A 24960-nucleotide genomic window follows, 5' to 3' on the forward strand; every position below is an offset into this window, starting at 1 on the left:
CAGTGCAGCTATGCTGCTCTAATAGACGGGAAGGTCAATCAGCGCCAACGGTCTGGAAACAGATATCAGTCATGCGCCCTTGCGCATCAGATAGATGTCCATGATCCAGCCATGCCGTGCCCGTTCCTGCGCGCGGAGCGCCGCGATCTTGCTCCGCACGACCGCCAGCGGCCCTTCGACCAGCAACTGATGCGCCATGCCGAGATAGGCCCCCCACCAGATATGGATGCCGGCGGGATCGAGCGTGTCGAAGGCACAGCCCTCGTCCAGCATCACGGCGACGCTGTCTCCGTCCGCCGGCCAGCCATCGTCGCGCAGCCGGCGCCCGGTCGTGATGACCACCGGCGCGCCCAGCCGGTTGAGGGGGATTGCGTGCGCGGCGGTCAGCGCCTGCAGGCTGGTAATGCCCGGCACCACGCTCACCCGGATCGCCAGCCCCCTCCCCGCCAGCCGATCCGCGATACGCAGGCTGCTGTCATAAAGGGAGGGGTCGCCCCAGACGAGCAGAGCAAGGCGACCGCCATCGGGCAGGTGGCGCGCGATCTGTCCGGCCCAGGCCTGCGCGATGGCATCGTGCCAGTCCTGGACGCCGCCGATATAGTCGCCGCGCGCATCGCGCACGGGCAGGTCGAACTCCACCACGCGCACCGCCCGCGTCAGCACGGCCGCGCAGATGGTGCGGCGCAGGTCGACAAGGTCGGATTTGGCGTTGCCCTTGCGCGGCAGCAGGATGAGGTCTGCGCTGTTCATCGCCCGCACCGCCTGGGCGGTCAGATGATCGGGATTGCCGGTGCCGATGCCGATGAGGTCCAGGTCGATCATCATGCGCTCGCAATCATGTGGAAGAAGGAACCGCTGACCCAGCCGCGCCGCGATCCCGTCTCCGCGACGGCGGCGCCATCGGCGTCGGTCACCCGCATCAGCGGCGGGTCGCCCTGCGCCACGATGGTCGAATAATGGAACTCATGGCCCCGCAGCATGGTGCCGGCGCGCAGTCCCGCGACAGGCGCCAGAAGCTCCGCCCGCCGATAGCCCAGATGCAGGCGGCGATCCGCATGGCTGGTGACAAGGCCGAGCAGCCCGGCCATGCGATGGGCGGTGCCGTCCCGGCCAATCAGCGCATCGCCCAGCACCATATAGCCGCCGCATTCGCCATGGACCGGCCGATCCTCGGCATGGCGGCGCAAGCCCGTCAGGAAGTGCTGCGCGCCCGCGATGGTCCCGGCGTGCAGTTCGGGATAGCCGCCCGGCAACCAGATCAGGTCGGCATCGTCCGCTGGCGCCTCATCGGCCAGCGGGGAAAAGGGCATGATTTGTGCCCCGGCCTGTCGCCAGCCTTCCAGAAGATGCGGATAGAGGAAGGAGAAAGCCACGTCCTGCGCCACCGCGATCCGCTGCGCCGGGGGATCGGCCAAGCGCCCGCCGGCCCTGATGCCGTGCGACCGCGCGGCATCCCGAACCGCAGCAAGATCGATCCGCTCCCGCATCAGCGCGCCATAGCGATCCAGCGCCTGATCGAGCCCCTCCTGCTCGCCGGCCTGCACCAACCCCAGATGCCGTTCGGGCAGGCTAAGGTCGGCGTGCCGGGGCAAGGCGCCGAACACCGTGATGCCCGCCGCCGCCAGCCCCGCGCGCGCCAGCCGTTCGTGCCGGGGGCTGGCTACGCGATTGAGGATGACTCCCGCAATGGTCACATCAGGATCGAAGCGGGCGAAGCCCAGCGCCGTCGCCGCACAGGATTGCGCCTGTCCGGATATGTCGAGCACCAGCAGCACCGGCCAGCCCATGCGGCGCGCCACGTCGGCGGCGGTGCCGTGGCCGGTAGCGCCCCGGCTCGCCACCCCGTCGAACAGGCCCATCGCCCCTTCGGCCAGCACCATGTCTGCATCCCCCGCCTCGGCCGCCACCCGGTCGAGCAGCGCGCCGTCCATCGCCCAGCTGTCCAGGTTGAAGGACGGCCGGCCACAGGCAGCGCGATGGAAGGCCGGGTCGATATAGTCCGGCCCGCATTTGAACGGCTGCACCGTCAGCGCCGCCTCGCGCAACGCCCGCAGCAGGCCAAGCGTGACGGTCGTCTTGCCGGTGCCCGATGCGGGCGCCGAAACGAGCAGACCCGGCACCGTCACTCGGACGACCCGGCGTAGCGCGATCCGGCATGCTGGGGCCGGAAACGCCGGTCATAGCCCTGCGCATAAAGGCTGCTTTCGGCAAAATCCGCCGCGTCCAGCGCCGGGCCGACCAGGATCAGGGCAGTGCGTTCCATGCTGCCCGCGACCGCCGCCTCGATCGAGGAGAGGGTCGCCCGCACGATCCGCTGGTCGGGCCAGCTTGCGCGCCACACCACCGCAACCGCGCAGTCCGCGCCATAGGCAGGCATGAGATCCGCCACCACCTGCGCCAGATTGTGGATCGACAGATGGACGGCCAGGGTCGCGCCCGTTACGGCGAAATTGGTCAGGCTCTCGGCCGGCGGCATGGTGCTGGCGCGGCCCGGCGTGCGCGTCAGGACCAGCGACTGGGCGAGTTCGGGCAGCGTCAGCTCCACCTCCAGCGCAGCGGCAGCCGCGGCGAAGGCCGGCACGCCGGGCGTCACGGTGAAGGGAATGTCCAGCGCCCGGAGGCGGCGGATCTGCTCGCCCATGGCCGACCAGACCGACAGGTCGCCGGAATGGAGCCGCGCCACATCCTGCCCGGCGGCGTGGGCGGTGGCGATCTCCGCCATGATGGCGTCCAGGTCCAGGGGCGCGGTGTTGACGATGCGCGCGCCGGGCGGGCAATGACCCAGCAGCTCCGCCGGGACCAGCGACCCGGCATAGAGGCATATCGGGCTGGCCGCGATCAGATCGCGGCCGCGCAGGGTCAGCAGGTCGGGCGCGCCAGGGCCGGCGCCGATGAAATGGACGGTCATGATGATACTCCTTGAGCGATGGCGCAGGTCGCCATGCGATCGGGGGAAAGGCTGCGGGCGGCACGCAGGCGGGCGCCTTTCCCCGCGCCGGCCAGGGCACAGGCTTCGGCGACGCTGCCTATGCCCCGCGCGGCCAGCGACGCCGGCGACCGGGTGATGGTGGGCAAGGACGCGAGGCGGTCTGCCGCAATGGGGATGAGCGGCAGCGCCAGTTGCGCGGCCAGTTCGGCCAGTGCCGGCGCCTTGTCCGCCGGCGTGGCGAGATGGGTGATGTCCTGCCCGCCGCCGGTCGCCGCCAGCGCCGCGCGCAGCGACGCAGTGGTCGCGCCGGCACGGAAACCGAAGCCCGCGACGATCATAGCGTGACGCTCCACTGCACCACCGGATAGCGTGACCGCCAGCCATGGCGATTGCCGAGCGGCGCGGCGTCGGCCAGTTCGATGCGCAGCAGGCTGCCGCCCCGCCGCCCGTGCCAGAGCGCCAGCAACGCCTCCGACTCCAATGTCACGGCATTGGCGACCAGCCGCGTGCCGGGTGGCAGCAACGTCTCCAGTCGTTCCAGCAGCGCCTGCGACAGGCCGCCACCGATGAAGACGGCCTGCGGCATCGGACCATCGGGCAGCAGATCCGGCGCGCGACCGACCATCAGCTCCAGCCGATCCACGCCCAGCGCACGGGCATTGGCGCGGGCGCGATCCGCACGGGCCGGATCGGCCTCCACCGCGCAGGCGCGATTGGCGGGATGAGCAAGCAGCCATTCGATCGCGATCGACCCCGACCCGGCGCCGATGTCCCACAGATAGTCCCCCGGTCGGGGCGCCAGCGCCGACAGGGTCAGGGCGCGCACCGGCGCCTTGGTGATCTGTCCGTCATGGTCGAACATCGCGTCGGGACGACCGCTGGCGACCGGCAGGACGGGACCGTCACCGGCGACCTCCAGCCCGACCGCCACGGGATGGGCGATGTCGGCCGGCATCGTCGCCCCGGCCTCGATCGAGCGGATCCGCTCGCGCGGGCCGCCGAGGCTTTCCAGCACATGCAGGCGCGACGCGCCAAATCCCCTGGTCGACAGCCAGGCGCCAAGCCCCGCCACCGCCGCCCCGTCGCGCAGCAGCACCAGCGCCCGCGCGCCCGGCGCGAGGTGCGGACGCAGCCGTTCCAGCGGCGCGGCATGCAGGCCCAGGCACGCGACATCCTGTATCCCCCAGCCCAGCCGCGCCGCCGCCAGCCCGAAGGTGGAGGGAGCGGGATGCGCGCGCCATTCATGGGCCGCCAGATGGCGCGCGATGCTGCTGCCCGCGCCGAACCAGAAGGGGTCGCCCGACACCACCACCACCACCGGCCGCCCACGATGCGCCAGCAGCCGCGCGATCCCGTCCGCGAAGGGCACTGGCCATTCGACGATCGGCGCGCTAATCCCGCCCAGCAGCGCAAGGTGCCGGGCCGGCCCCATGACCAGGGCCGCCGTCGCCAGCGCCGTGCGGCTTGCCGCACATAGGCCGTCCATCCCGTCCTCACCGATGCCGACGATCGTCAACCAGGGTGGAGAGTTCATGTCATCCATGCCGAATATCCTGCTGCTGGGCGGCACGACGGAGGCAAGCGCGCTGGCGGTCCTGCTTGCCGCGCGCGGCATCCGCGCGACCTTCAGCTATGCCGGTCGTACCGCCAGCCCACGGGCACAACCCCTGCCCGTGCGGGTCGGCGGCTTTGGCGGGGTGGCGGGACTGCTCGCGCATCTGCGCGCGGAAGGCATCACCCATCTGGTCGACGCCACCCACCCCTTTGCCGCGACGATGAGCGCCCATGCGGTGGCGGCCGCGCATGGGGCGGGGATCGCCCATGCCGCGCTGACCCGCGCGCCCTGGACGCCCGTCGCCGGCGATCGCTGGACCGCGGTGCCGGACATGGCAGCGGCGGTAGCCGCGCTCGACGGCCCGCCTCAGCGGATCATGCTTGCCCTGGGGCGCATGCATGTGGAGGACTTCGCCGCCCTGCCCCAGCATCATTATCTGCTGCGCTTCGTGGATGCGCCGGACGCGGCGCCGTCCCTGCCCGATCATGCCCTGATCGTGGATCGTGGCCCGTTCACGGTGGCGGACGACACCCGCCTGCTGCAGGACCATCGCATCGACCTGATCGTCGCCAAGAATGCAGGCGGCTATGGCGCGGTCGCCAAGCTGGACGCCGCGCGCGCGCTGGGCCTGCGCGTGCTGATGATCGACCGTCCCCCGGTGCCGGATCGGCAGGAATTTCACCGGCCCGAGGATATTCTCGACTGGATCGCTCATCCGGTCGCCTCGTCAGGGATGCCGCGCGGCGTATAGAGGATCGGCCCGCGTGCCCGCTCGATGATACGGGTCCGGCTCGATCCGACGATCACCATGGTGCGCATGTCCGCCATGTCCGCCCGCGCCTGCCCCAGCGACACGATATGCAGTGTCTCCTGCGCGGTGGTCACGGCACGGGCGAAGAGGATAGGCCGCGCATCGCCACAAAGCGCGCGCAACAGGGACAGCGTGCGGACAAAACCCTCCGGCCGGGACGCCGAGCGGGGATTGTAGAAGGCCATGGCGAAATCCGCCTCCGCCGCCAGCCGCAGCCGCTTTTCGATCACGGACCAGGGCTTGAGATTGTCCGACAGGTTGATCGCACAGAAATCATGGCCGAGCGGCGCGCCCGCCCGCGCGGCGGCCGCGAGCATCGCGGTGATGCCGGGCAGCACGCGTATGTCGATGTCGCGCCAGCCGACCGGCCCGGCCTCCAGCGCCTCGAACAGCGCAGACGCCATGGCAAAGACGCCCGGATCGCCCGAGGAGACGACGACGACCCGCCGTCCCTGCGCCGCCAGCTCCAGCGCATGGGCAGCCCGGTCCAGTTCCACCCGATTGTCCGAAGGATGCAGCATCAGCCCCGCGCGCGGCGCAACCCGCACGACATAGGGGATATAGCCCACCACATCGGTCGCGGCAGCCAGCGCAGCATCGACCTCCGGCGTCACCAGCGCTTCGTCCCCCGGCCCAAGCCCCGCGATCGCGATCCAGCCGCCCTCTGCCGCCGCAAGACTCATGGCCGGCGCCCCTGGCCGTGGATCAGCAGGATAGAGAAATAGGGCGTCACCCTGTCGACATCGGCCAGCCGGGTCACGCGCTGTTCCGGCATGGCGGCATGTTCGACCAGCCATGCTTCATCGCTGCGCCCGGCCGCCGCCACAGCACGGCGCAGCTTGGCAAGGTGGCGGCCAATCTTCATCACCACCAGCGCGTCGGTATCGCGAATGCGGCGAACCAGTTCCTCTTCCGGCAGGGTTGCCATTGCGACAGTCAGCACATCGTCGCCCCAGGTGATCGGCAGGCCGGTCGCATTCCAGGCGCCCGACATGCCCATGATGCCGGGGACCACTTCGACCGGGACCAGCCCCGACAGCCGGCTGTGCAGATGCATGAACGAGCCGTAGAAAAAGGGATCGCCCTCGCACAATACGACCACATCCGCGCCCGCCTCGGCGATCGCCAGCAGCCGGCCGGTGCAGTCGGCATAGAAGGCGGCAAGGCAGTCATTGTAGCGCGGATCGGTGAGCGGAATTTCGGTCGTCACCGGATATTCCATCGCCAGTTCGATCGCATCGTCCCGCAACATGCCCTCCGCGATGCGGCGCGCCTGCCCCGGTCGGCCGGCCTTGCGGAAATAGGCGACATGCCGTCCGCCCCGCACCAGCCGGTCAGCGCGCACACTCAGCAAGTCCTGCGCGCCGGGGCCAAGGCCCACGCCATAGACGGTGCCGCTCATTCCGCGCGGCTCGCCAGCGCATTGATCGCCGCGACCGTGATCGCGCTGCCGCCCAGCCGGCCGTCGACGACGCAGCAGGGGACCGGCTGCGCTGCCCATAAAGCGGCCTTGGATTCCGCCGCGCCGACGAAGCCGACCGGGCAGCCGATGATCGCCGCCGGGCGTGGACAGGCCGGATCTTCCAGCATGTCGAGCAGGTGGAACAGCGCCGTGGGCGCATTGCCGATGGCAACCAGCGCCCCGGCAAGATGCGGCCGCCACAGTTCCAGCGCCGCGGCGGACCGGGTATTTCCCATCGCCCGCGCCATGTCCGGCACAGCGGTGTCGTGCAGGGTGCAGAGCACGGCATTGTCGGCGGGCAGGCGCGCCCGCGTGACCCCTTCCGACACCATGCGCGCATCGCACAGCACCGGCGCGCCTGTGGCCAGGGCCTGCCGCGCCACCGCTGCAAAGCCCGGCGAAAAGCGGATATGGGCCGCGAGGTCCACCATGCCTGCGGCATGGATCATGCGCACGGCGACCGGCTCTTCCTCGGCAGCAAAGCGCCCAAGGTCGGCTTCGGCGCGGATGGTGGCGAAGGACTGGCGATAGATCGCCGCGCCGTCCCTCTCATAATCATGGGGCATCAACAGGCTCCGAAATGGGCAAGAAGGTCGGTGGCAGAGAGGTCAGGACGGACGGGCGCCGATCCTGCGCGGGCATGGAAGGCGAGGTCGTAGCGCCCGTCCCGTCCCGTCAGCACGACATCGGCCAGCATCGAACAGGCGCAACCCTTGGCGCAGCCGGAGACATGAAGGCGGCCCGCGACATGGGGCGCCAGCCGGCGGGCGAGGTCGCGGGTCTCCACGCTCGCTTGCGGACAGGCAGGTGCGCCGGGACAGGCTTCCACATGGAGCAGCGGGTCGACAGCGTCGGCGGACAGGCCGGGCAGCTGCCCTTCGGCCAGCAACATGCGCCACGGGGTCAACCGCATCGCCGGCACGTCGAGAAGATGCCGCGCGTCGATCCTGCCGAAGGGAAGACCATAGGCCATGCCGCCATGCCATGCGCCGGGGGTCAGCCGCGGGCGTGGCGACGCCGCCTCTGCCGTGCCCGTTGCCCAATCCGGCAAGAAGGCATCATGCCGGGCCATGCGCCCCGCGCGCGGCCCATCGCTCTCCACGAACCACCGGGCGAGCGCGAGCAGCGCATCCACTTCGCCGCCGCGATCCACCGGCATGCCTTGTGCCCGCCCCTCCGCGCGCAAGATCAGGCCAGCATCCCGCGCCCGCTCGATGCGGAAATCCCCCGCTTCATCGGACAGGACCGGCGCGACGCCGGCATCGATCACAAAGCCCATCTTGCCCGGCAAGTCCGGCAGTTCGTCCAAGCGATCAAGCAACTGGCTGGCGATGCGATGGCTATCGTCCCCTTCGCGCCAGTCCGGCGCGATCATCATCATGCGCGCGCCCTCGCGCCGGGCATCGCGGTCCACCAGGCCAAGGTCGAGCAGCCGGTCGAGCAAGGGGCGCCAGCTTTCGTCGCGCACGCCGCGGATCTGGAGGTTCGCGCGCCGGGTCATGTCGATCAGGCCGTTGCCATGGGCGATCGCCGCCTCGCACAGCGCGCCCATGTCGTCGGCCGAAAGACGGCCGAGGCGCGGCTTCACGCGCACGATCAGCCCGTCGCCCGCCGCCATTGGGCGCCAGGCGTCGGGACACCAGCCCCGAACGGCCGGCCCGTGGGCCACCGCATGGTTCGCGGTCGCCCTATCCCTGCCCGCGCCGGTCTGGCTCACAGGCAAATCCTCCGCGCGCCGGGACGCAACCAGGCGGGGCTTGCCGGCATCGCCGGTCGGCGCGAGGCGGCAGGCAGGCGCGACAGGCGCCCGACACCACGCGGCCGTGCAGCCCCAGCCACACGCTTCGCCGCCCAGACGGAAGAGAGACCGTGCCATGACCAACCCCTGGGTCAGGACAAGAGCGACCGAAACGCCGGCAGGTCTCCTGGCTCGCGGGTCGTTGCGGGATGCACGCCTTCCCGGACGCTCTGTCCAGTGGCTGCCCTCATGGGCTCGTGCATCGCGCTATCCGCTTACAGTTGCAGGGACAGCCACGGAATAAGGGGCAAGGCCCCCGCACCGTATTCCCGATTAAGTTCCTTGCGGAACACCGGCGTCAGTTATGCAATGCCCCAGCGCGAACTGGAGCATCGAGGATGCCCTAGTCGAAACTTCAGGCTTAGCCAAGACGCGGAATATAGATCGGCAGACCGATCCATTTGAGACGCTCTTACGCTTCCCTTTCAATTCTCCAGTGCAGACCGTCGGTTTTTTTCACTAGGGGCGTGCTGCGAACGCCAGCGACAATGCGGGAACGCAGATCAGTGAAAAGTTGCACTGTGGGGAAGGACACGCCCTTAGGCACGACCTTCCCTACAGCAACCGCTCAATCCGTTCGCAGGATAATCTTGCCGAAGCTGGCGCCGATTTCCATGCGACGGTGGACTTCAGGCGCCTCTTCCAGAGGATAATGCTGTCGATCACCATGACCTTGTCGATACGATCGGCGGACGCAGTGAAGATCACCATGGCCGTTGCGAAAGCCGATATCGGCGCGGTTCACGCCGGAGCCCGCGACCCTGATGAGGATATCGGCGGCACGCAGGACCGGGTCTGCCACATCCCGCATCCGAAGGACGTGGGCATCGCCGAACCGGTTGAACTGGATCGCCTTCACTGATCGGCTCCGCTCTTGGAGGCCAAGGTTGCGGCGGCGGCGGCCGAGGCGGTGATGGCGGCGGGAAAACCGGCGTAGAAGGCCGGGTGGGTGATCAACACGGCCAGTTCCGCATCAGTGACGCCATTGTCCCGTGCCCGCCGCAGATACGCGGGTAACTCGTGTTCGGCATGGAGCGTGATGAGCGCGGCGAGCGTGACCAGGCTGCGGTCGCGCTTCGAAAGGGCTGGATCGTTCCAGACATGTGCATAAGGCGGATCCTCGACGAAGGCGGCCAGTTGCGAGGTGCAGGCGCGCGCGGCCTCGCGCGGGCTGGTGAAGTCGATCTGCGACATGGATCTATCTTTCGATTGCGAAGAGAGAGGCGACCCAGATCATTCGGTCGACGACAGATTTTCGATTCAATCCGTCAAAAGCCGGGTGAAGGACAGGGCACCCAGCTTCCATCGGCCATTGTCGCGCACATAGGTCTCGGTCACCATGAAGGGGTTTACGACCTCCCTGCCGCCAACGATCGCGGTCAACCGGATGTCGCTGAGCAGGATGGCGGTCGCGTTGATGACCCGCACCGAGACGGTCCTGATCTGCGCATGCTTATACTGGATTTTCCCGCTGCGGATCACGTCCAGTTCGGCCGCCTTCGTCATGGTGCCGCCCATATGGACGAACACCGCCTGATCGTCGAACAGCGCACCCAGCCTTGCGACATCGCGCTGCGCCATCCAGTCCCACTTCTGCCGGGAAAGGGCGATAAGTTCCTGCTCCGCCGCTATGGCCGCCCTTGCTGGAGGCGCCGCTTCTACGGGGCCGGCCGCCAGCAACAGGAGGCCCAGCATATATGATCCCTGGACGGGCAGCGTCATGATCATTCCCCTTCAATCCGGCCAAGCCAGGCTTTGATCTGGTTGAGTGTGCGCCGTTCCTGATCCGCCTCCATCACGAAAGCGGGCTGGATCCGCGCCGCCGGTGCAAGGCCTGCCAAGGTGCCCGGCGCGGAACCGACGCCGTAGCCGCCATGGGTGATGAAGGGCCGCAATGCCTTGGCCCGCAGGTCATGGCCTTTCAGGAAGGACAGGATGGGTGGTGGCGCGGCCTGACCCCAGATCGGGAAGCCGAGGAAGACTTCATCATAGGATGCGATGTCGGTAACAAGCGCAGCCAAGGGCGGCGCATAGCCCTCGGCGCGTTCCCGCGAGGCCTGTGCGACATGTTCTTCATAGTCCGCCGGATAGGGACTTGCAGGCCGGATTTCGAACAGGTCGGCATTGAGAGCGCGGTGCAGGGTTTGGGCGATGACCCGGGTATTTCCCGAACGGGTAAGATAGGCGACAAGGATCTTGCCGCCCCTGATGCGCGCAGTGTCGCCATCCTGGGCACAGGCCGCCGTGTTGCTGAATGCCAGCATCGCAGACGCACCCAGGACCATGCGCCGCGACAAGTCCGGCACATCCCTCATGATGCCCTCAATGGCGCTTCCACGCCCGAAAAGGCCTGCACGGCGGGCGGAAGGCGGTCACCTTTCACGATGATCGCCGAGACGGCAGCGGTCAGTTCGGCGGCTTCGGCGGGCGTGAAGTCGAGATTGGCCGCACCGATATTCTGCATCATATGCGCCATTTGGGTCGTGCCCGGTATCGGCACGATCCATGGCCGCTGGATCAGCAGCCAGGCGAGCGCGATCTGCGCCGGTGCCGCCGCCTTCCGTTCCGCCCAGCTTTTGAGCAAGGCCACCAGCGCCAGATTCGACGTGATATTCTCCCCGGCGAAGCGCGTTTCATATTTGCGGATGTCGCCGTCGGCATAGGCGGTCCGCGCATCGATCGCGCCGGTCAGGAAGCCGACGCCGAGCGGGCTCCACGGCACGAAGCCGATGCCCAGTTCCGCGCAGAGCGGCAGCACTTCGGCTTCCGGCCCGCGCCAGAGCATGGAATATTCGCTCTGCACCGCCGTCAGCGGCAGCGCCGCATGCGCACGGCGCAACGTGTTCAGCCCCATTTCGCTGAGGCCCCAGTGCAATATCTTGCCCTCGTCCATCAGATCCTTGATCGCGCCGGCGACATCCTCGATCGGCACCGCCGGGTCGACGCGATGCTGGTACAGCAGATCGATGCGATCGGTCCGCAGCCGCCGGAGCGAGCCTTCGACCGCCCGCTTGATATGGTCGGGACGGCTGTTCAGGCCGGGGCGGCGCTCTCCGGTCTCAAGGTCGATATTCCAGCCGAACTTGGAGGCGATGACGATGTCGTTGCGAAAGGATTGCGTCGCCTCGCCCAGGATGCGTTCGTCCTCATGCGGTCCATAGGCTTCGGCCGTATCGAAGAAGGTGACGCCATGGTCATGGGCGGCGCCGATGATGCGGTGCATCTCCGCCCGGTCAGGGATGGTGGTCTGGTAGGTCCGATGCATGTTCTGGACACCCAGGCCGATGGCGGAGACTGCGAGCGAGCCCAGTTTCCGCCGTTCGCCGGACAGCGTGCGCGCTGTCCGCGATGTGGTGCCCCCGGCAGAGCCGTTCGCTGCGAGCGCGACACTTGCCATGCCCAGGCCGGCGACACCCATCAGCCCGCGTCGGCTCACATGTCCCGATTCGATATGGTCTGCCATATACGTTTCCCCCGTCAGAGCTTGCGGGTGCCGAGCCATTTCACCATCGCCGGATCTCGATGGTCGAAGAAGCTGCTGGCCTTCTGGTCCAGCGTGGCGATGGCGGCGATGTCGTCGTCATCCAGTGCAAAGTCGAAGATCGCGAAATTTTCGGCCATGCGCTCCTTTCGGACCGACTTGGGGATCGCGACAATGCCGCGCTGGTGCAGCCAGCGCAGCACCACCTGCGCGACGCTCTTGCCATGTTTCCGGCCGATCGACGCAAGCAGTTCGTCGCTGAACAACCCGTTCTTGCCCTCGGCGAAAGGCCCCCAGGCTTCGCCCTGGACACCATATTCGGTCAGCAGCGCCTGGGCGTCATGCTGCTGGTGAAAGGGATGGATCTCGATCTGGTTGACCGCTGGCACGACGTCATTGTGCAGCACGAAATCGAGCAGTCGATCAGGATAGAAATTGCTGACACCGATGGCGCGGATTCGGCCTGCCCTGTAGAGTTCCTGCATGGCGCGCCAGGCGCCATAGACATCGCCATAGGGCTGATGGATCAGCCAGAGGTCGAGATAGTCGAGTTGCAGCTTGTTGAGCGAACGCTCGAAGGCGACCTTGGCGCCCTCATAACTCACATCCTCGATCCACAGCTTGGTGGTGACGAACAATTCGCCACGCTCAATGCCATGGGCGCGGATGGCGTGGCCGACGGCCTCCTCGTTGCCATAGGAGGTTGCCGTGTCGAGCAGGCGATAGCCGACATCGATCGCGTCACGCACGCTGCGTTCGCATTCGGCCGGATCGGGAACCTGAAATACGCCAAAGCCAAGGCTCGGCATTTCGACGCCATTGTTCAGCGTCACATGGGGGGTGGTCTGCGTCATGAGGGCAACTCCGGTCAAACAGCGACAGCAGCGCTTTCCAGGCTGCCGGCCAACCCGGCTCAGGCAGCGCAGGAAATCGATGCGCAGGATATAGCCTGGGCAGCGGAATGCGATTAGACGCCATAATCGGCATGTCGCTATAAGGTGATCTAATCAATGGCGGGCGAAAATTATAACGAGCTTTCAGCCTTCGTGATGGTGGCGCGCGAACGCAGCTTTACCCGTGCCGCGGCCAAGCTGGGCATCTCGCAATCGGCGCTCAGCCAGACCATCCGTGGGCTGGAGGAACGGCTGGGCCTGCGGCTGCTTGCCCGCACCACCCGCAGCGTATCGCCGACCGAGGCAGGCCACCGGCTGTTCGGCACGCTGGCGCCGCGTTTCGAGGAAATTGCGCAGGAACTCGCCGCGCTGAGCCAGTTGCGCGACAAGCCTTCGGGCACCATCCGGATCAACACCGGCGAGCATCCGGCGATCTCGATCCTGCAGCCGGCCTTGCGCAAGCTGCTGCCCGACAATCCCGACATCCGCGTCGAAATCATCGTCGATTATGGCCTGACCGATATCGTTGCGCAGGGCTATGACGCGGGCGTGCGCCTGGGCGATCAGGTCGCCAAGGACATGATTGCGGTCCGGATCGGTCCGGACCTGCGCATGGCGGTCGTGGGTTCCCCCGATTATTTCGCCCGCCACCCGATCCCGCATGCACCGCAGGATCTGACCGGCCATAATTGCATCGGCATCCGCCTGCCAACCTATGGCGGCATTTTCCCCTGGGATCTCGACAAGGACGGGCATGAGGTCAATGTCCGGGTCGAAGGGCAGCTGGTGTTCAACAATATCGGCCTGCGGCTCAGTTCGGCGCTGGATGGCCTGGGCCTGGCCTATCTGCCGGAGGATCAGGTTCTGCCCCATATCGCGGATGGCCGGCTGGTACGGGTGCTGGAGGACTGGTGCGAGCCATTCTCCGGCTATCATCTCTATTATCCCAGCCGGCGTCACGCTTCGCCGGCCTTCGCGCTACTGGTCGAGACCCTGCGCTATCGCGGCTGAGCGCCAGCCGCACGCGCATAGTCTGCATCGCTGACCGGCTCCATCCAGTTGACGGATCGGCCGTCCAGGCGCTCGGCGAGAGCGACATGCGCCATGCGCTCATCCAGCCCGGCGCCATGCCAATGTTTCACGCCGGGTGGGATGGAGACGACTTCGCCCGGCCCGAACCGCTCGGCCGGGCTGCCCCACTGCTGCACAAGGCCATGGCCGCTGAGGATGACGAGCGTCTGGCCAAGCGGATGCGTGTGCCACGCGGTGTGGGCGCCAGGTTCGAATGTCACGGTTGCGCCCCCGATCCGGGCCGGCTCTTCCTGCTGGAAAAGGCCTTCGACATGGGCGATCCCTTTGAAATTCTCGGGCGCACCGACAATCCTGACTGTGCTGCCCGGGCGGATGACCGACAGGCCCGGCGATCCCGCTGGTCTGTCTTCCGCCATCGCCGGCACCGCCACACACGTCAGTCCAAGCCCGATGATCGCCGCCTTCACGGGGCGCATCATCGGCCGTCCCGCTCCGGATGAAAGACAGCGCGGGCGACGCCGACCGCGTTGATGGCGTTGGGCCAGCCCGCATAGAAGGCAAGCTGCGTGATCGCCTCGACCAGTTCTTCTTCGGTGACTCCGTTGCGACGCGCCAGTTCCATATGGGACCGCAACTGTTCGGGCCGGTTCAATGCGACCAGCGCCGCCACCGTGATGAGGCTCCGGTCGCGCTTGGCAAGGCCCGGCCGCTCCCATACGTCGCCCAGCAAAACCTCGTCGGTCAGTTCGGCAAGCTTGGGCGCGACGTCGCCCATCAACTGTTGCGCGCGCGACGGCGGCTGGCCTGCGGCGTCACCCGCCGCCTGGGCTTGCGCCATGACAGGGATGGCGCAGGCCAGCATCAGGCTCGCGCCGATCCATCGGCTGGGGCTATTCGATATCATGGCATTCTTCTCCTGGAGCGAGGTCAATCACGACCGCCAATCCCGGCATGGTGGCGGTTCAGGCCTTGAGCGTGCGCGCGAAGAAGGGCGTCAACTGACCCAGCGCCGCCGCGACATAAGCGGGCACCCAATAGGTTTCGATGTGGCGCGCGCCTTCTATCCGGAAGAATGTCTTGTCGCGCGTTCCGGCGGCTTTGGCAAAGGCATCCTCGCTCATATAGAGCGTATCCGCCGCGCTGCCCCCGATCATCAGGAGCGGCACGTCGATCAGCGCGATTTCATCGGTCGCGTCCCAGCGCATCAGGTCCATCAGGCTGCTGGTCGTGTATCGGAACGTCGAGCCGGGATGCGCATTGGTGCGCCAATAATAATGATAGCCTTCGCGATAGAGGTCGAACGGCAGGGCCGCGATCTGCGCATCGGTCAGGTTCGCATCGCCCGAATAGGGGATGCCCCCACCCGCGACCTCTTGCGCGCGTGCCGCCGAAGCCAGATTAAGGCGCTCCTGGATCGTGGCCATCTGACTATCCTGGAAGCCGTTGCGTCGCACCCGGCCGGAATTGAACATGCTCAGGGTTGCGACCGCCTTGAAGCGCTTGTCGGTCTTGGCCGCAGCCAGCGCATAGCCGCCGCCACCGCAAATGCCGTATAGTCCCAGACGGGACGGGTCTACGCCGGGAAAGCGCGCGATGAAATCGGCCGCGCCATGGATGTCCTCGATGCGAAACATCGGCTTGTCGACGCTGCGCGGCAGACCGCCACTACCGCCCTGATAGGCTGCGTCCATGGCGATGCTGATGAAGCCGGTTTCGGCCAGATGCTGGGCATAGAGGCCCGCCGTCTGCTCCTTCACCCCGCCATTGGGGTGCGCCACGACAATCGCCGGATAGGATTTGTCCGGCGCATAGCCTGCGGGCGTGTAGACATTGGCGGCGATATCAAGCCCGTTCAGCATGTAGGTGACGGGATGAATATTGACCTTGCCTGGCTGGTTCGTCGTCAGCGCGCCATCATAGACGAGGGTGAATGGATTGTTCCGATAATCCAGCGGCGTGGCCATCGGGGCCGTGGCTGCGTGGCTCATGGGGGATACTCCTGTCATTGCGGCGGCAAGGATCAGCGCCGAACCTTCAAGGAATTCGCGCCTGTTACGATGGGTTAGCGGGCCTGTCATTCTTGCCTTCCGGTTCGATCGAGTTGCTTCTCGGCAAGGAAGCGTGACACCTGGTCAGCGACTTCACGATTGTTGAGATCGGACATCAAGAAGTGGGTGTTCCCATGGATGCCGATCTGCGGGAGATGCACGAGTTGCGCATCACCACCATGGCGATTGACGGTCGCGACCCAGAGCTTCGCCATCGCCAGACGGACGCGCCAATTGTCCTTGCCGCGCGCATCGGTCGGTGCTGTCGGAATATTGTCGCCATAGTAAATGACGATCGGCATCCGCGTCAGCTTGGCAAAGTCGCTTGCCGCAATCTCGACAGGCTTGAGCGTGCCGGCGGCGCTGGGCATGTCCGCCGGTGCCTCGCCCTTAGGGAAAACGAAGCCGCTGCCCGGTTCGAAAGCTACCACCGCCCTGACGTTCGCGCTCTGGATCGCCGTCAGCCAGCCCGACTCGCCGCCCTGGGAGTGAACGAAGAGGATCGCTGGCCCGGTTCGTTCCAGCAGCGCGGTCATCGCGCTGGATATCAGCTTGGCGTCATAGGGGCCGGTATTGGGCGTGACCGATCGCAGGAACTGGTCCAGCGCCTGCGGGCTGCGATCGAACTGCACGCCGTCGAAGAATGTGGGCCAGATGCCGAGGCGGAACTGATCGAAAAAGAGCTGGTCATTGGGCGCGGCGTCGATAGTCGTAGCGACTGCGCTGTTCCCCGCCCGCCCCCGGCGCGGCTGGTCCACGACATAGGTTGTGAAGCGGCGGCGCAGGAAAAGGGTCTGGAATCCTTCTCGACCATCGGGCGTCGTTTCCCAGCTGCGACCGGATTGATAGGCGCCATGGAGCATCACGATCGGCAGATCGCGCGGCCGCTCCGGAACCTGATAAAAGGCATAGAGATGGTCGCCATGCAGGCTTTGGCCTTGCGCCGTCGGCGCATTATTGACGTATTGCCCCGGCGTTTCGAAGACGGCTCCGCCGGCGGTGAAACTGCCCTGTTCGGCAATGACCAGAGGCGCCTGTTTTGGCTCGGCGCCCAGAACAGGCGATAATGCCAGCCCCCCAATCAACGGGATCACCGACAACAAGGATAGGCGTCGCGACATGCTTTCCTCCCGCTTTCGGACGGAAACTAGCGCAAGGCTCTCCTAGAAATTAGACATCAAAATATGCATGTCATTATAATCTGAGCTAATGAAATGCGTACAGGTCGATCACGCCTTGGAGCCGACATCCGAACTGCGCCACGTCAGGCCTGAGCAGGTAAATTCACCTTGATATTGGATCCAATAACGTAAATTATGGATCCAATAATAGGAGTGGATCATGCGAGCAGATTTGGCGCCGGCCGGCGCGCAATTATGGCCGAAGGATAGCTGGTATGTAGCCTGCACCTCGGCTGAAGTGACCGACCAGGCCCTGGGACGAACCATCTGTAACGAACGCATGGTGTTCTTTCGCGGCAAGGATGGCACGGTTTGCGCGCTGGAGGATTTCTGCCCGCACCGCGGCGCCCCACTCTCCCTTGGCTTTGTCAGGGGTGGGCAATTGGTCTGCGGCTATCATGGCCTTGTGACCGACTGTCACGGCAAGGTCGCCTCCATGCCCGGCCAGCGGGTCGGCGGCTTCCCCAAAACCCGCCATTTTCCGACGATCGAACGTTATGGCTTCATCTGGGTATGGCCCGGCAGAGCCGATGCGTCCAACCCGGCCGCGCTGCATCATCTTGAATGGGCGGAAAGCGCCGATTGGGCCTATGGTGGCGGCTATTATCACATCGCCTGCGACTATCGGCTGATGGTCGACAATCTCATGGACCTGACCCATGAAACCTATGTCCATGCCAGCAGCATCGGACAGAAGGAAATCGACGAGGCCCCGGTCAAGACCCATGCAACCGACAGGGAGGTCGTCACCAGCCGGTTCATGGATGCCGTTTCGGCGCCGCCTTTCTGGCAAATGGCGCTTCGGGGTGCAGGCCTGCCGGAGGACGCGCCGGTCGACCGCTGGCAAATCTGCCGCTTCACCCTACCGAGCCACGTCATGATCGAAGTGGGTGTCGCGCTGCAGGGACGCGGCGGTTATGAGGCCGATGACGCGCTCAAGGCATCCGCGATCGTCGTCGATTTCATCACGCCGGAAACCGAGACATCACACCATTATTTCTGGGGCATGGCGCGTCGCTTCGCGACCGAGGACGAAATGCTCACTGACACGATCCGCGAGGGACAGGGCCGGATCTTCGCGGAGGATCTCGACATGCTCGAACAGCAGCAGGCAAATTTGACCCGATATCCCGATCGCCGGCTGTTGAAGCTCAACATCGATGCGGGCGGGGTGCGATCGCGCATGATGATCGAGCGGGCCATCGCAGCGGAGATCACACCGATTTGACAGCCGGCGAGCAACCTTCAAAAGGCATGTCATGCAGGATCCATCCGACAGCGACGCGAATGTCGACCAGCGCCCCACCAAGCCCGGACAGCATGTCATCATCTCCTTGCGGCGCATGATTGCCCAAGGGGTGATCCAGCCGGGCGAGCGGATTGCCGAAGTGGCGACGGCGGCGGCACTCGGGGTTTCACGCATGCCGGTCCGCACCGCGCTTCGGGCGCTCGAAGCGGAGGGACTGGTCACCAAGCTGGGTGGTCGCGGCTACGCCGCACGGGCGATCACGGCGTCCGAGATCCATGGCGCGATCGAAGTCCGCGGCGTGCTGGAAGGATTGGCGGCGCGCCGGATCGCGACGCAGGGCCTTTCCTCACTGGATGAACAACGCTTTGCGGCATGCCTGACGCAGGGAGATGCCATTTTTTCCAAGGGCTGCCTAAGCGACGGCGACCTTGATCGCTTCCACGCCTATAATCTGGCCTTCCACGATCTGCTGATCGACATATGCGGCAACCCGTCGATCGGACAGGCGCTGGCGCGCAACAATCACCTGCCCTTCGCTTCGGCATCCGCACTGGCCGTCGACTGGAACGACCGCCCTGCCGAGTTCGCGCATCTTGAGGCAGCCCATCGGGCGCATTGCGCCGTGGTCGATGCGATCCTGCGCCGAGCCCCCGACGAGGCGGAACGGGTGATGCGCAACCATGCCGAAGCCGCCGTCGGCAGCGCCTCCATATTCAGGCGCCTGGGGATCGGCCTCGGTGCATCATCGACCGCCTAGACGGCCGCCCCTCAGCGCCCGTCGACAACAATTCCGTCCGGGCCGTCCTGCCCTTGCTGCGCGATACGGGCCAGCGCAGCGTGCAACTGCGCTCGATCACCTTCGCCCAGCAAGGCGTCGAACCGCGCCTCATGACGGTCCATCGTCGTTTCGACCCGTTCGCGCAGCCTTGCCCCCTCTTCCGTGAGCGACAGGGCAAGCGAGCGCCCATCGACCGGCGCCTTGGCCACCAGCCCCTTGGCATGCAGCCCCGCGATCAGCGGCGCCATATTGGCCCGCTTGATCCCCAATGTCTTGCCGACGTCGCTCTGGATGCAGCCCGGCGTCGCACCGACCAGCATCAGGATGCTGCCTTCTACCGGGCGCAGGCCCAGATCGGCCAGGCTGGCACCAAGGTCGGCCATCATGACCAGCGAGGCTCGGCGCAACAGATAGCCGAGGCGAGACGCAAGCGGATCATGCGCGGCGGGGGCGAGGGAGATTTCATCCATGCACCCTTCATAACGCTATTGCCCATAGCAATCAACATTGATATGTCACATAGCAATAATGAGGAGTCGGATATGCCTGGATCGGAAATTTTCCTGTCGATCGGCGGCGAGCAGCGCCGCACCGTTCATAGCTTCAGTCGCATCGATCCGGTGACGGGCGCGGTCGCGACACAGGCGGCAGCCGCCAATGTGGAAGACGCTCTGGCAGCCGTCGACGCAGCGCAGGCCGCCTTCCCCGCCTGGGCCGCGCTCGGCCCCAATGCCCGCCGCACCGCGCTACTGAAGGCCGCCGACGCCCTGGACGCCCGCGCCGCCGATTTCGTCGACGCGATGATGGCGGAGATTGGCGCGACCGAAGGATGGGCACGGTTCAACCTGATGCTATCCAGTTCGATGGTGCGCGAGGCGGCATCGCTGACCACGCAGATCGGCGGCGAAGTGATCCCTTCGGACAAGCCGGGCTGCCTTGCCATGGCCATTCGCGAACCGGCCGGCGTGGTGCTGAGCATGGCCCCCTGGAATGCGCCGATCATCCTGGCGACGCGCGCGATTGCCGTGCCCTTGGCTTGCGGCAATACGGTGGTGCTCAAGGCATCGGAGCAATGCCCCCGTACCCATGGGCTGATCGTCGAGGCCTTTGTCGAGGCCGGACTGGGCGGCGGCATCGTCAACCTGATCACCAACGCGCCGCAGGATGCGGCCGATGTCGTCGGTGCGATGATCGATCATCGCGCTGTCCGCCGCGTCAACTTTACCGGCTCGACGGCGGTGGGGCGGATCATTGCCGTGCGCTGTGCCCAGAATTTGAAGCCCGTTCTGCTGGAGCTGGGCGGCAAGGCGCCGATGCTGGTGCTGGACGATGCCGACCTGGACGAAGCGGTCAAGGCCGCGGCGTTTGGCGCTTTCATGAACCAGGGCCAAATCTGCATGTCGACCGAGCGGATCATTGTCGCTGACGCCATCGCCGATGATTTCGTCGCCCGCTTCCAGGCGAAGGTGGCAGGCATGGCGGTGGGCGATCCGCGCCAGGGCACTACCCCGCTCGGCGCCGTGGTCGATCGCAAGACCGTCGATCATGTCCAGGCGCTGGTCGACGATGCGCTGGCCGCCGGCGCCACCCTGGTCAATGGCGGCCCGAGCAACGGCGTGCTGATGCCGGCCCATGTCGTCGACCAGGTGACGCCGGCGATGAAGCTGTTCCGCGAGGAAAGTTTCGGCCCCGTGGTCGCCATCGTCCGCGCCAGGGACGAGGCGGAAGCCATCAAGCTCGCCAATGATACGGATTACGGCCTGTCGTCTGCGGTCTTCACCCGCGATACCGCCCGCGGCTTGAGAGTCGCCCGCCAGATTCAGGCCGGCATCTGCCACATCAACGGCCCCACAGTGCATGACGAGGCGCAGATGCCCTTCGGCGGTACCAAGGCGTCGGGCTACGGCAAATTCGGCGGCCGCGCCGGCATCGACAGTTTCACCGAATTGCGCTGGGTCACGATGGAGACCGCGCCCGGCCATTTCCCGATCTGATCCCCTTTTTCTTCCTATCCGGAGACCTTATTCCCATGACCAATATTCTGCATGTCGACGGCGTCGATCCCCTGGAAACCGGCACGGTTGCCTATAGCATCGACAATGGCATTGCCTGGGTCAGCTTCAACCGCCCCGACAAACGCAACTGCATGTCCCCCCGCCTCAATCGCCAGATGATGCGGGTGCTCGACGAACTGGAATTTCGCGACGACGTCGGCGTGCTCGTGCTCTCCGGCGAAGGCACGGCCTGGTCGGCGGGCATGGACCTCAAGGAATATTTCCGCGAGACCGAAGCGCAGGGGTTGCAGGGCACCCGTGCCGCCCAGCGCGAAAGCTATGGCTGGTGGCGCCGCCTGCGCTGGTATCAGAAGCCAACCATCGCGATGGTCAATGGCTGGTGCTTCGGCGGCGGCTATGGCCCGCTCTTCGCCTGCGACCTCGCCTTCGCGGCGGAAGAGGCACAGTTCGGCCTTTCCGAGATCAATTGGGGCATCCTGCCCGGCGGCGGCGCGGCCAAGGTGGCCGTCGAACTCACCGGTTTCCGCAACGCCATGTATCATGCGCTGATGGGCGAGAATATCGATGGCAAGACCGCTGCTCAATGGGGCTTCGTCAATGAAGCGCTGCCGCTCGACCAGCTCAAGGCGCGCGTCACCGACGTTGCCAATGTGCTGCTGAAGAAGAATCCGGTCGCGCTCAAGGCCACCAAGGATGCGATCCGGCGCGTGCGCGAGATGAGCTATGACAATGCCGAGGATTATCTGATCCGGGCGCAGGAAGCCGCCAACAGCTTCGACAATGAAGGCCGCAAGGAAGGCATCAAGCAGTTCATCGACGACAAGAGCTACAAGCCTGGTCTGGGTGCCTACGACAAGTCCAAGCAGGGCGCCTGAGCCGAGGACCTGAAGAACCAAGGGCCTGTCCCGCCGGGCCGCGCGATCGCGCCGGCCCGGCCTATTTCGATAATGACGGCCGGAACGCGTTTCTTCCGGCACGCGATGGAGATGCTATCATGACGGTCGAGACCCTCACGCCCCCGCAGGCCACGGCCCGCCTTTCGCTCGACCGGCTGCTGCGCCCACGATCCGTGGTCATCGTCGGCGCGTCGGACAAGCCCGGGGCGCTGGGCGCGTCGGTCCTCTCCAATCTGGTGCGCAACGGCTTTGCCGGTGACATCCATCTCATCAATCCCAAGCGGGCGGAGATTGGCGGCCGCCCCTGCCTGCCGTCGGTCGATGCCTTGCCGCAGGGGGTCGACGCGGCCGTGCTCGCCATTCCGCGCGTCGCCGTGCTCGACGCGGTGCGGGCACTTGCAGAACGCGGTGTCGGATCGGCCGTCATCTTTTCTGCAGGTTTTGCCGAAGGCGGCGAAGAGGGGTTGGCCGAACAGCGCGAGATCGGCCGCATCGCTGCCGCATCGGGCATGGTGGTCGAAGGCCCCAACTGCCTGGGCATGACCAATTTCATCGATCGCATTCCGCTGACGTTCGTCGAGACCAATGCAAGGCCGCTCGGTGATCGCCCGGGGATCGGCATCGTCTCGCAGAGCGGCGCCATGGCGTGCGTCCTTTGCACGACACTGGCCAGCCGCGACCTCGGACTCTCCTTTTCGGTCTCGACCGGCAATGAAGCGGCGAGCGGCGTCGAGGATTATGTCGATTATCTGATCGACGATCCGGCGACCCGCGTGATCGCGATGATCGTCGAGCAATTCCGCAAGCCCCGGCTGTTTCTGGCGGCAGCGGCGCGGGCGCGCCGCGCCGGCAAGACCATCGTGCTGCTGCACCCCGGCAAGAGCAGCGCCGCGCGGGAATCCGCCGCCACCCATACCGGCGCCATGGCCGGCGATTATCAGGTGATGCGAGCCAAGGTGGAGCGCGCCGGCGTGATCTTTGCCGAAACGCTGGAGGAACTGGGCGACATTGCCGAAATCGCCCTCCGCTGCCCCGTGCTGCCGGCCGGCGGCGTGGCGGTGATGGGCGAATCCGGCGCGTTCAAGGCGTTGACGCTCGATCTGTGCGAGGGACTGGCGCTGGACCTGCCCGTGATTGGCGATAGCGATTCCCCGGCGCTGCGGACCGCGCTGCCGGATTTCGTCGGCGTGTCCAATCCGCTCGATCTGACGGCGCAGGGGCTGGTCGAGCCCGATCTTTATTATCGCACGCTGGCGGCGCTGTTCGACGATGACCGCTTCGGCAGCATCGTTGCGGGCATCATCCAGACCGATCCTGTCACCGTGGGCATCAAGCTGCCCCCGATCCTGCGGGCCGTGCAGGATCTGGCCCCGCAAAAGCCGGTCATCTTTGCCGGACTGGACGAAGGCGCCGCGATCGGCGCGGACTATGTCGCCAGCCTGCGGGCGCTGAACATCCCCTATTTCCCGTCGACCGAACGGGCCTTGCGGGCACTCAAGCGGCTCAATGATTTTGCCCGGCGCGATTTCACCCAGGCCGACATGCCCCCCCTCCCTGCGCCCGGCCTGCCGACGGAAGGCGGCGTCGTGCCCGAATATCGGGCCAAGCAGATACTGGGTCCACTCGGCATTCCGGTGCCGGAAGGCGCCTTCTGCGCCAGTATAGAGCAGGCTTTGCAAGCCGCCGACAGGCTGGGCTATCCGGTCGCGCTGAAGGCACAGTCGGCCGACCTCAGCCACAAGAGCGACGCCGGCGGTGTCATCCTCAACCTCGCCGATGCCGATCAATTGCGGGCGGGCTGGGACAGGCTGTTCGCCAATGTCGCCGCCTATGATGCCGGGCTGACGCTGGACGGCGCGCTGCTGGAAAGCATGGGCGCGCGGGGCATCGAACTGATCGTCGGCGCCCGCAGCGATCCGGACTGGGGACCGGTGATCCTGGCCGGCTTCGGCGGCGTCACCGCCGAAATCCTGCAGGATGTCCGTCTGCTGACCCCCGACCTGCCGATCGAGGCGATCATCGGCGAGTTGCACCAGCTCAAGCAGGCCGCCCTGTTGCGCGGCTTTCGCGGCGCTCCGGCGCTCGACGTGGCGGCGGTCGCGCAGATCATCGCCACCCTTGGCCGGATATTGCTGACCGAGCCTGCAATCCGCGAAATCGATCTCAATCCGGTCATCCTCTATCCACAGGGCGCCGTCGCGCTCGATGCGCTGATGCTGACCGCCCCGCGACAGGACTGATCCCCACCACAGGCAGAGGAAGCAGCGATGCACGACCCGGAACGCAGGGGCCTGATCAAGGCGATGCCGATCATGGCAATGGCGGGGCTTGGCAGTGCGGGTAGCGCGGCCTTGGCTGCGCCCGCGGCACCAGCCCTGGAATTTGCCTTTCGCCTGCAGGTGCTGATCGCTCCGCCGCAGGACATGGGGCTGGTAGATGGCATCCGCCGCCGAGTGATCCCAATCACGGGTGGCACGGCCGAGGGACCACGCCTTGCCGGCCGTGTGCTGCCGGGCGGCGGCGACTGGCAGGGGATCGGCCCGGACGGAATCGCCCGGATCGAAGCCCGTTACACGATCGAAGCGGAGGACGGCACGCTGATCGGCGTGACCAATCCGGGGATGCGCCATGGTCCGCCCCGGATCATCGCCGATATCGCCGCCGGCAAGGATGTCGATCCGGCCCTTTATTATTTCCGGACCACGCCGCGCTTCGATGTCGCCGCCGACAGCCGCCATGGCTGGATGGCGCGCACCATCTTCCTGTGCAGCGCGGCGCGCTATCGCGACCATGTCCGGCTGGATGTCTTTTCGGTCGCCTAATAACAAAGAA

At 66.2% G+C, this 24960-nt stretch carries 28 protein-coding genes and 1 riboswitch; of the genes, 9 read left to right on the top strand and 19 right to left on the bottom strand.

Translation table 11 applies throughout. From position 1 onward, the window contains the following. Nucleotides 1–69 precede the first annotated feature (69 nt). The 5 genes from cobF to cbiE are packed head-to-tail and all read right to left on the bottom strand — an operon-like array spanning nt 70 to nt 4472. Nucleotides 70–822 (bottom strand): precorrin-6A synthase (deacetylating), encoded by a 753-nt coding sequence (cobF, locus tag GGQ90_RS18745; protein WP_188083533.1) that lies wholly within the window; start codon nt 820–822, stop codon nt 70–72. After that, a complete protein-coding gene (locus GGQ90_RS18750; protein ID WP_188083495.1) occupies nt 822–2126 on the bottom strand; it encodes a cobyrinic acid a,c-diamide synthase CobB in 1305 nt (434 codons plus the stop codon). Before GGQ90_RS18750 ends, cobF begins: the two co-directional genes overlap by 1 nt. Continuing rightward, a complete protein-coding gene (cobM, locus tag GGQ90_RS18755; RefSeq protein ID WP_188083496.1) occupies nt 2123–2908 on the bottom strand; it encodes a precorrin-4 C(11)-methyltransferase in 786 nt (261 codons plus the stop codon). Before cobM ends, GGQ90_RS18750 begins: the two co-directional genes overlap by 4 nt. After that, the gene (locus tag GGQ90_RS18760; protein ID WP_188083497.1) at nt 2905–3267 is read right to left on the bottom strand and encodes a cobalamin biosynthesis protein; all 363 of its coding nucleotides are present in this window, start codon (nt 3265–3267) and stop codon (nt 2905–2907) included. Before GGQ90_RS18760 ends, cobM begins: the two co-directional genes overlap by 4 nt. Beyond that, complete coding sequence (cbiE, locus tag GGQ90_RS18765) at nt 3264–4472, bottom strand: precorrin-6y C5,15-methyltransferase (decarboxylating) subunit CbiE (RefSeq protein WP_188083498.1); 1209 nt, start codon at nt 4470–4472, stop codon at nt 3264–3266. The genes GGQ90_RS18760 and cbiE overlap by 4 nt, the downstream gene beginning before the upstream one ends. Here cbiE and GGQ90_RS18770 point away from each other — a divergent pair. After that, nucleotides 4471–5235, top strand: a complete 765-nt coding sequence (locus GGQ90_RS18770) for a cobalt-precorrin-6A reductase (RefSeq protein ID WP_188083534.1) — start codon at nt 4471–4473, stop codon at nt 5233–5235. The two genes, cbiE and GGQ90_RS18770, sit on opposite strands and share 2 nt — an antisense overlap. On the opposite strand, the gene cobJ is transcribed toward GGQ90_RS18770, so the two are convergent. Genes cobJ through GGQ90_RS18790 form a run of 4 tightly spaced genes read right to left on the bottom strand, consistent with a single transcriptional unit; the run spans nt 5196 to nt 8375 of the window. Further along, a complete protein-coding gene (gene cobJ, locus GGQ90_RS18775; protein ID WP_188083499.1) occupies nt 5196–5978 on the bottom strand; it encodes a precorrin-3B C(17)-methyltransferase in 783 nt (260 codons plus the stop codon). The genes GGQ90_RS18770 and cobJ overlap by 40 nt on opposite strands. Next, the gene (gene cobI, locus GGQ90_RS18780; protein WP_188083500.1) at nt 5975–6697 is read right to left on the bottom strand and encodes a precorrin-2 C(20)-methyltransferase; all 723 of its coding nucleotides are present in this window, start codon (nt 6695–6697) and stop codon (nt 5975–5977) included. Before cobI ends, cobJ begins: the two co-directional genes overlap by 4 nt. Beyond that, nucleotides 6694–7323 (bottom strand): precorrin-8X methylmutase, encoded by a 630-nt coding sequence (locus GGQ90_RS18785; protein ID WP_188083501.1) that lies wholly within the window; start codon nt 7321–7323, stop codon nt 6694–6696. The genes cobI and GGQ90_RS18785 overlap by 4 nt, the downstream gene beginning before the upstream one ends. Continuing rightward, nucleotides 7323–8375 carry a cobalamin biosynthesis protein CobG gene (locus GGQ90_RS18790; protein WP_188083535.1) on the bottom strand — a complete coding sequence of 351 codons (1053 nt, stop codon included), beginning with the start codon at nt 8373–8375 and terminating at the stop codon, nt 7323–7325. The genes GGQ90_RS18785 and GGQ90_RS18790 overlap by 1 nt, the downstream gene beginning before the upstream one ends. 280 nt (nt 8376–8655) lie before the next feature. Beyond that, a riboswitch (cobalamin riboswitch) is annotated at nt 8656–8867 on the bottom strand. A gap of 340 nt (nt 8868–9207) precedes the next feature. Here GGQ90_RS18790 and GGQ90_RS18795 point away from each other — a divergent pair. Further along, on the top strand, nt 9208–9417 hold the full coding sequence (locus GGQ90_RS18795) for a hypothetical protein (protein WP_188083502.1): 210 nt from the start codon (nt 9208–9210) through the stop codon (nt 9415–9417). Here the strand turns inward: GGQ90_RS18795 and GGQ90_RS18800 are convergent. The 5 genes from GGQ90_RS18800 to GGQ90_RS18820 all read right to left on the bottom strand — a co-directional run bounded on the left by GGQ90_RS18800 (nt 9411) and on the right by GGQ90_RS18820 (nt 12890). After that, nucleotides 9411–9749: a carboxymuconolactone decarboxylase family protein gene (locus GGQ90_RS18800; protein ID WP_188083503.1), complete on the bottom strand. Its 339-nt coding sequence runs from the start codon at nt 9747–9749 to the stop codon at nt 9411–9413. The two genes, GGQ90_RS18795 and GGQ90_RS18800, sit on opposite strands and share 7 nt — an antisense overlap. A 66-nt stretch (nt 9750–9815) precedes the next feature. Continuing rightward, complete coding sequence (locus GGQ90_RS18805) at nt 9816–10277, bottom strand: nuclear transport factor 2 family protein (protein ID WP_246428315.1); 462 nt, start codon at nt 10275–10277, stop codon at nt 9816–9818. Between the two features lie 2 nt (nt 10278–10279). Further along, complete coding sequence (locus GGQ90_RS18810) at nt 10280–10870, bottom strand: flavodoxin (RefSeq protein WP_188083504.1); 591 nt, start codon at nt 10868–10870, stop codon at nt 10280–10282. Then, nucleotides 10867–12018 (bottom strand): aldo/keto reductase, encoded by a 1152-nt coding sequence (locus tag GGQ90_RS18815; RefSeq protein WP_188083505.1) that lies wholly within the window; start codon nt 12016–12018, stop codon nt 10867–10869. The genes GGQ90_RS18810 and GGQ90_RS18815 overlap by 4 nt, the downstream gene beginning before the upstream one ends. 14 nt (nt 12019–12032) lie before the next feature. Beyond that, complete coding sequence (locus tag GGQ90_RS18820) at nt 12033–12890, bottom strand: aldo/keto reductase (protein WP_188083506.1); 858 nt, start codon at nt 12888–12890, stop codon at nt 12033–12035. Between the two features lie 156 nt (nt 12891–13046). On the opposite strand from GGQ90_RS18820, the gene GGQ90_RS18825 reads away from it, so the two are divergent. Then, nucleotides 13047–13940: a LysR family transcriptional regulator gene (locus tag GGQ90_RS18825; RefSeq protein ID WP_188083507.1), complete on the top strand. Its 894-nt coding sequence runs from the start codon at nt 13047–13049 to the stop codon at nt 13938–13940. Here the strand turns inward: GGQ90_RS18825 and GGQ90_RS18830 are convergent. The 4 genes from GGQ90_RS18830 to GGQ90_RS18845 form a co-directional block, all read right to left on the bottom strand. Then, on the bottom strand, nt 13928–14440 hold the full coding sequence (locus GGQ90_RS18830; protein WP_223178334.1) for a (R)-mandelonitrile lyase: 513 nt from the start codon (nt 14438–14440) through the stop codon (nt 13928–13930). The two genes, GGQ90_RS18825 and GGQ90_RS18830, sit on opposite strands and share 13 nt — an antisense overlap. Further along, nucleotides 14437–14865, bottom strand: coding sequence for a carboxymuconolactone decarboxylase family protein (locus GGQ90_RS18835; protein WP_188083508.1), 429 nt, complete (start codon nt 14863–14865; stop codon nt 14437–14439). Before GGQ90_RS18835 ends, GGQ90_RS18830 begins: the two co-directional genes overlap by 4 nt. 58 nt (nt 14866–14923) lie before the next feature. Further along, nucleotides 14924–15949: an alpha/beta hydrolase gene (locus tag GGQ90_RS18840; protein ID WP_223178335.1), complete on the bottom strand. Its 1026-nt coding sequence runs from the start codon at nt 15947–15949 to the stop codon at nt 14924–14926. An 86-nt stretch (nt 15950–16035) separates the two neighbouring features. Then, on the bottom strand, nt 16036–17130 hold the full coding sequence (locus GGQ90_RS18845; RefSeq protein ID WP_188083510.1) for an alpha/beta hydrolase: 1095 nt from the start codon (nt 17128–17130) through the stop codon (nt 16036–16038). Between the two features lie 220 nt (nt 17131–17350). On the opposite strand from GGQ90_RS18845, the gene GGQ90_RS18850 reads away from it, so the two are divergent. Beyond that, entirely contained in the window at nt 17351–18418 is a 1068-nt protein-coding gene (locus GGQ90_RS18850; protein WP_188083511.1) for an aromatic ring-hydroxylating oxygenase subunit alpha, read from the top strand. 31 nt (nt 18419–18449) lie between these two features. Next, on the top strand, nt 18450–19196 hold the full coding sequence (locus GGQ90_RS18855; protein WP_188083512.1) for a GntR family transcriptional regulator: 747 nt from the start codon (nt 18450–18452) through the stop codon (nt 19194–19196). Nucleotides 19197–19207: 11 nt separating this feature from the next. Here the strand turns inward: GGQ90_RS18855 and GGQ90_RS18860 are convergent, their stop codons facing one another. Next, nucleotides 19208–19687: a MarR family winged helix-turn-helix transcriptional regulator gene (locus GGQ90_RS18860; RefSeq protein ID WP_188083513.1), complete on the bottom strand. Its 480-nt coding sequence runs from the start codon at nt 19685–19687 to the stop codon at nt 19208–19210. Nucleotides 19688–19759: 72 nt separating this feature from the next. Between GGQ90_RS18860 and GGQ90_RS18865 the strand changes: the two genes are divergently transcribed. The 4 genes from GGQ90_RS18865 to GGQ90_RS18880 all read left to right on the top strand — a co-directional run bounded on the left by GGQ90_RS18865 (nt 19760) and on the right by GGQ90_RS18880 (nt 24950). Beyond that, a complete protein-coding gene (locus tag GGQ90_RS18865; protein WP_188083514.1) occupies nt 19760–21211 on the top strand; it encodes an aldehyde dehydrogenase in 1452 nt (483 codons plus the stop codon). Between the two features lie 35 nt (nt 21212–21246). Beyond that, nucleotides 21247–22107, top strand: a complete 861-nt coding sequence (locus GGQ90_RS18870; protein ID WP_188083515.1) for a p-hydroxycinnamoyl CoA hydratase/lyase — start codon at nt 21247–21249, stop codon at nt 22105–22107. A 119-nt stretch (nt 22108–22226) separates the two neighbouring features. After that, the gene (locus GGQ90_RS18875) at nt 22227–24368 is read left to right on the top strand and encodes an acetate--CoA ligase family protein (RefSeq protein ID WP_188083516.1); all 2142 of its coding nucleotides are present in this window, start codon (nt 22227–22229) and stop codon (nt 24366–24368) included. A 27-nt stretch (nt 24369–24395) separates the two neighbouring features. Continuing rightward, nucleotides 24396–24950, top strand: coding sequence for a DUF3237 domain-containing protein (locus tag GGQ90_RS18880; protein WP_188083517.1), 555 nt, complete (start codon nt 24396–24398; stop codon nt 24948–24950). The last annotated feature ends 10 nt before the right edge of the window (nt 24951–24960 follow it).

The sequence above is a fragment of the Sphingobium scionense genome, assembly GCF_014197035.1.
GTDB classification, from domain to species: Bacteria; Pseudomonadota; Alphaproteobacteria; order Sphingomonadales; family Sphingomonadaceae; genus Sphingobium; species Sphingobium scionense.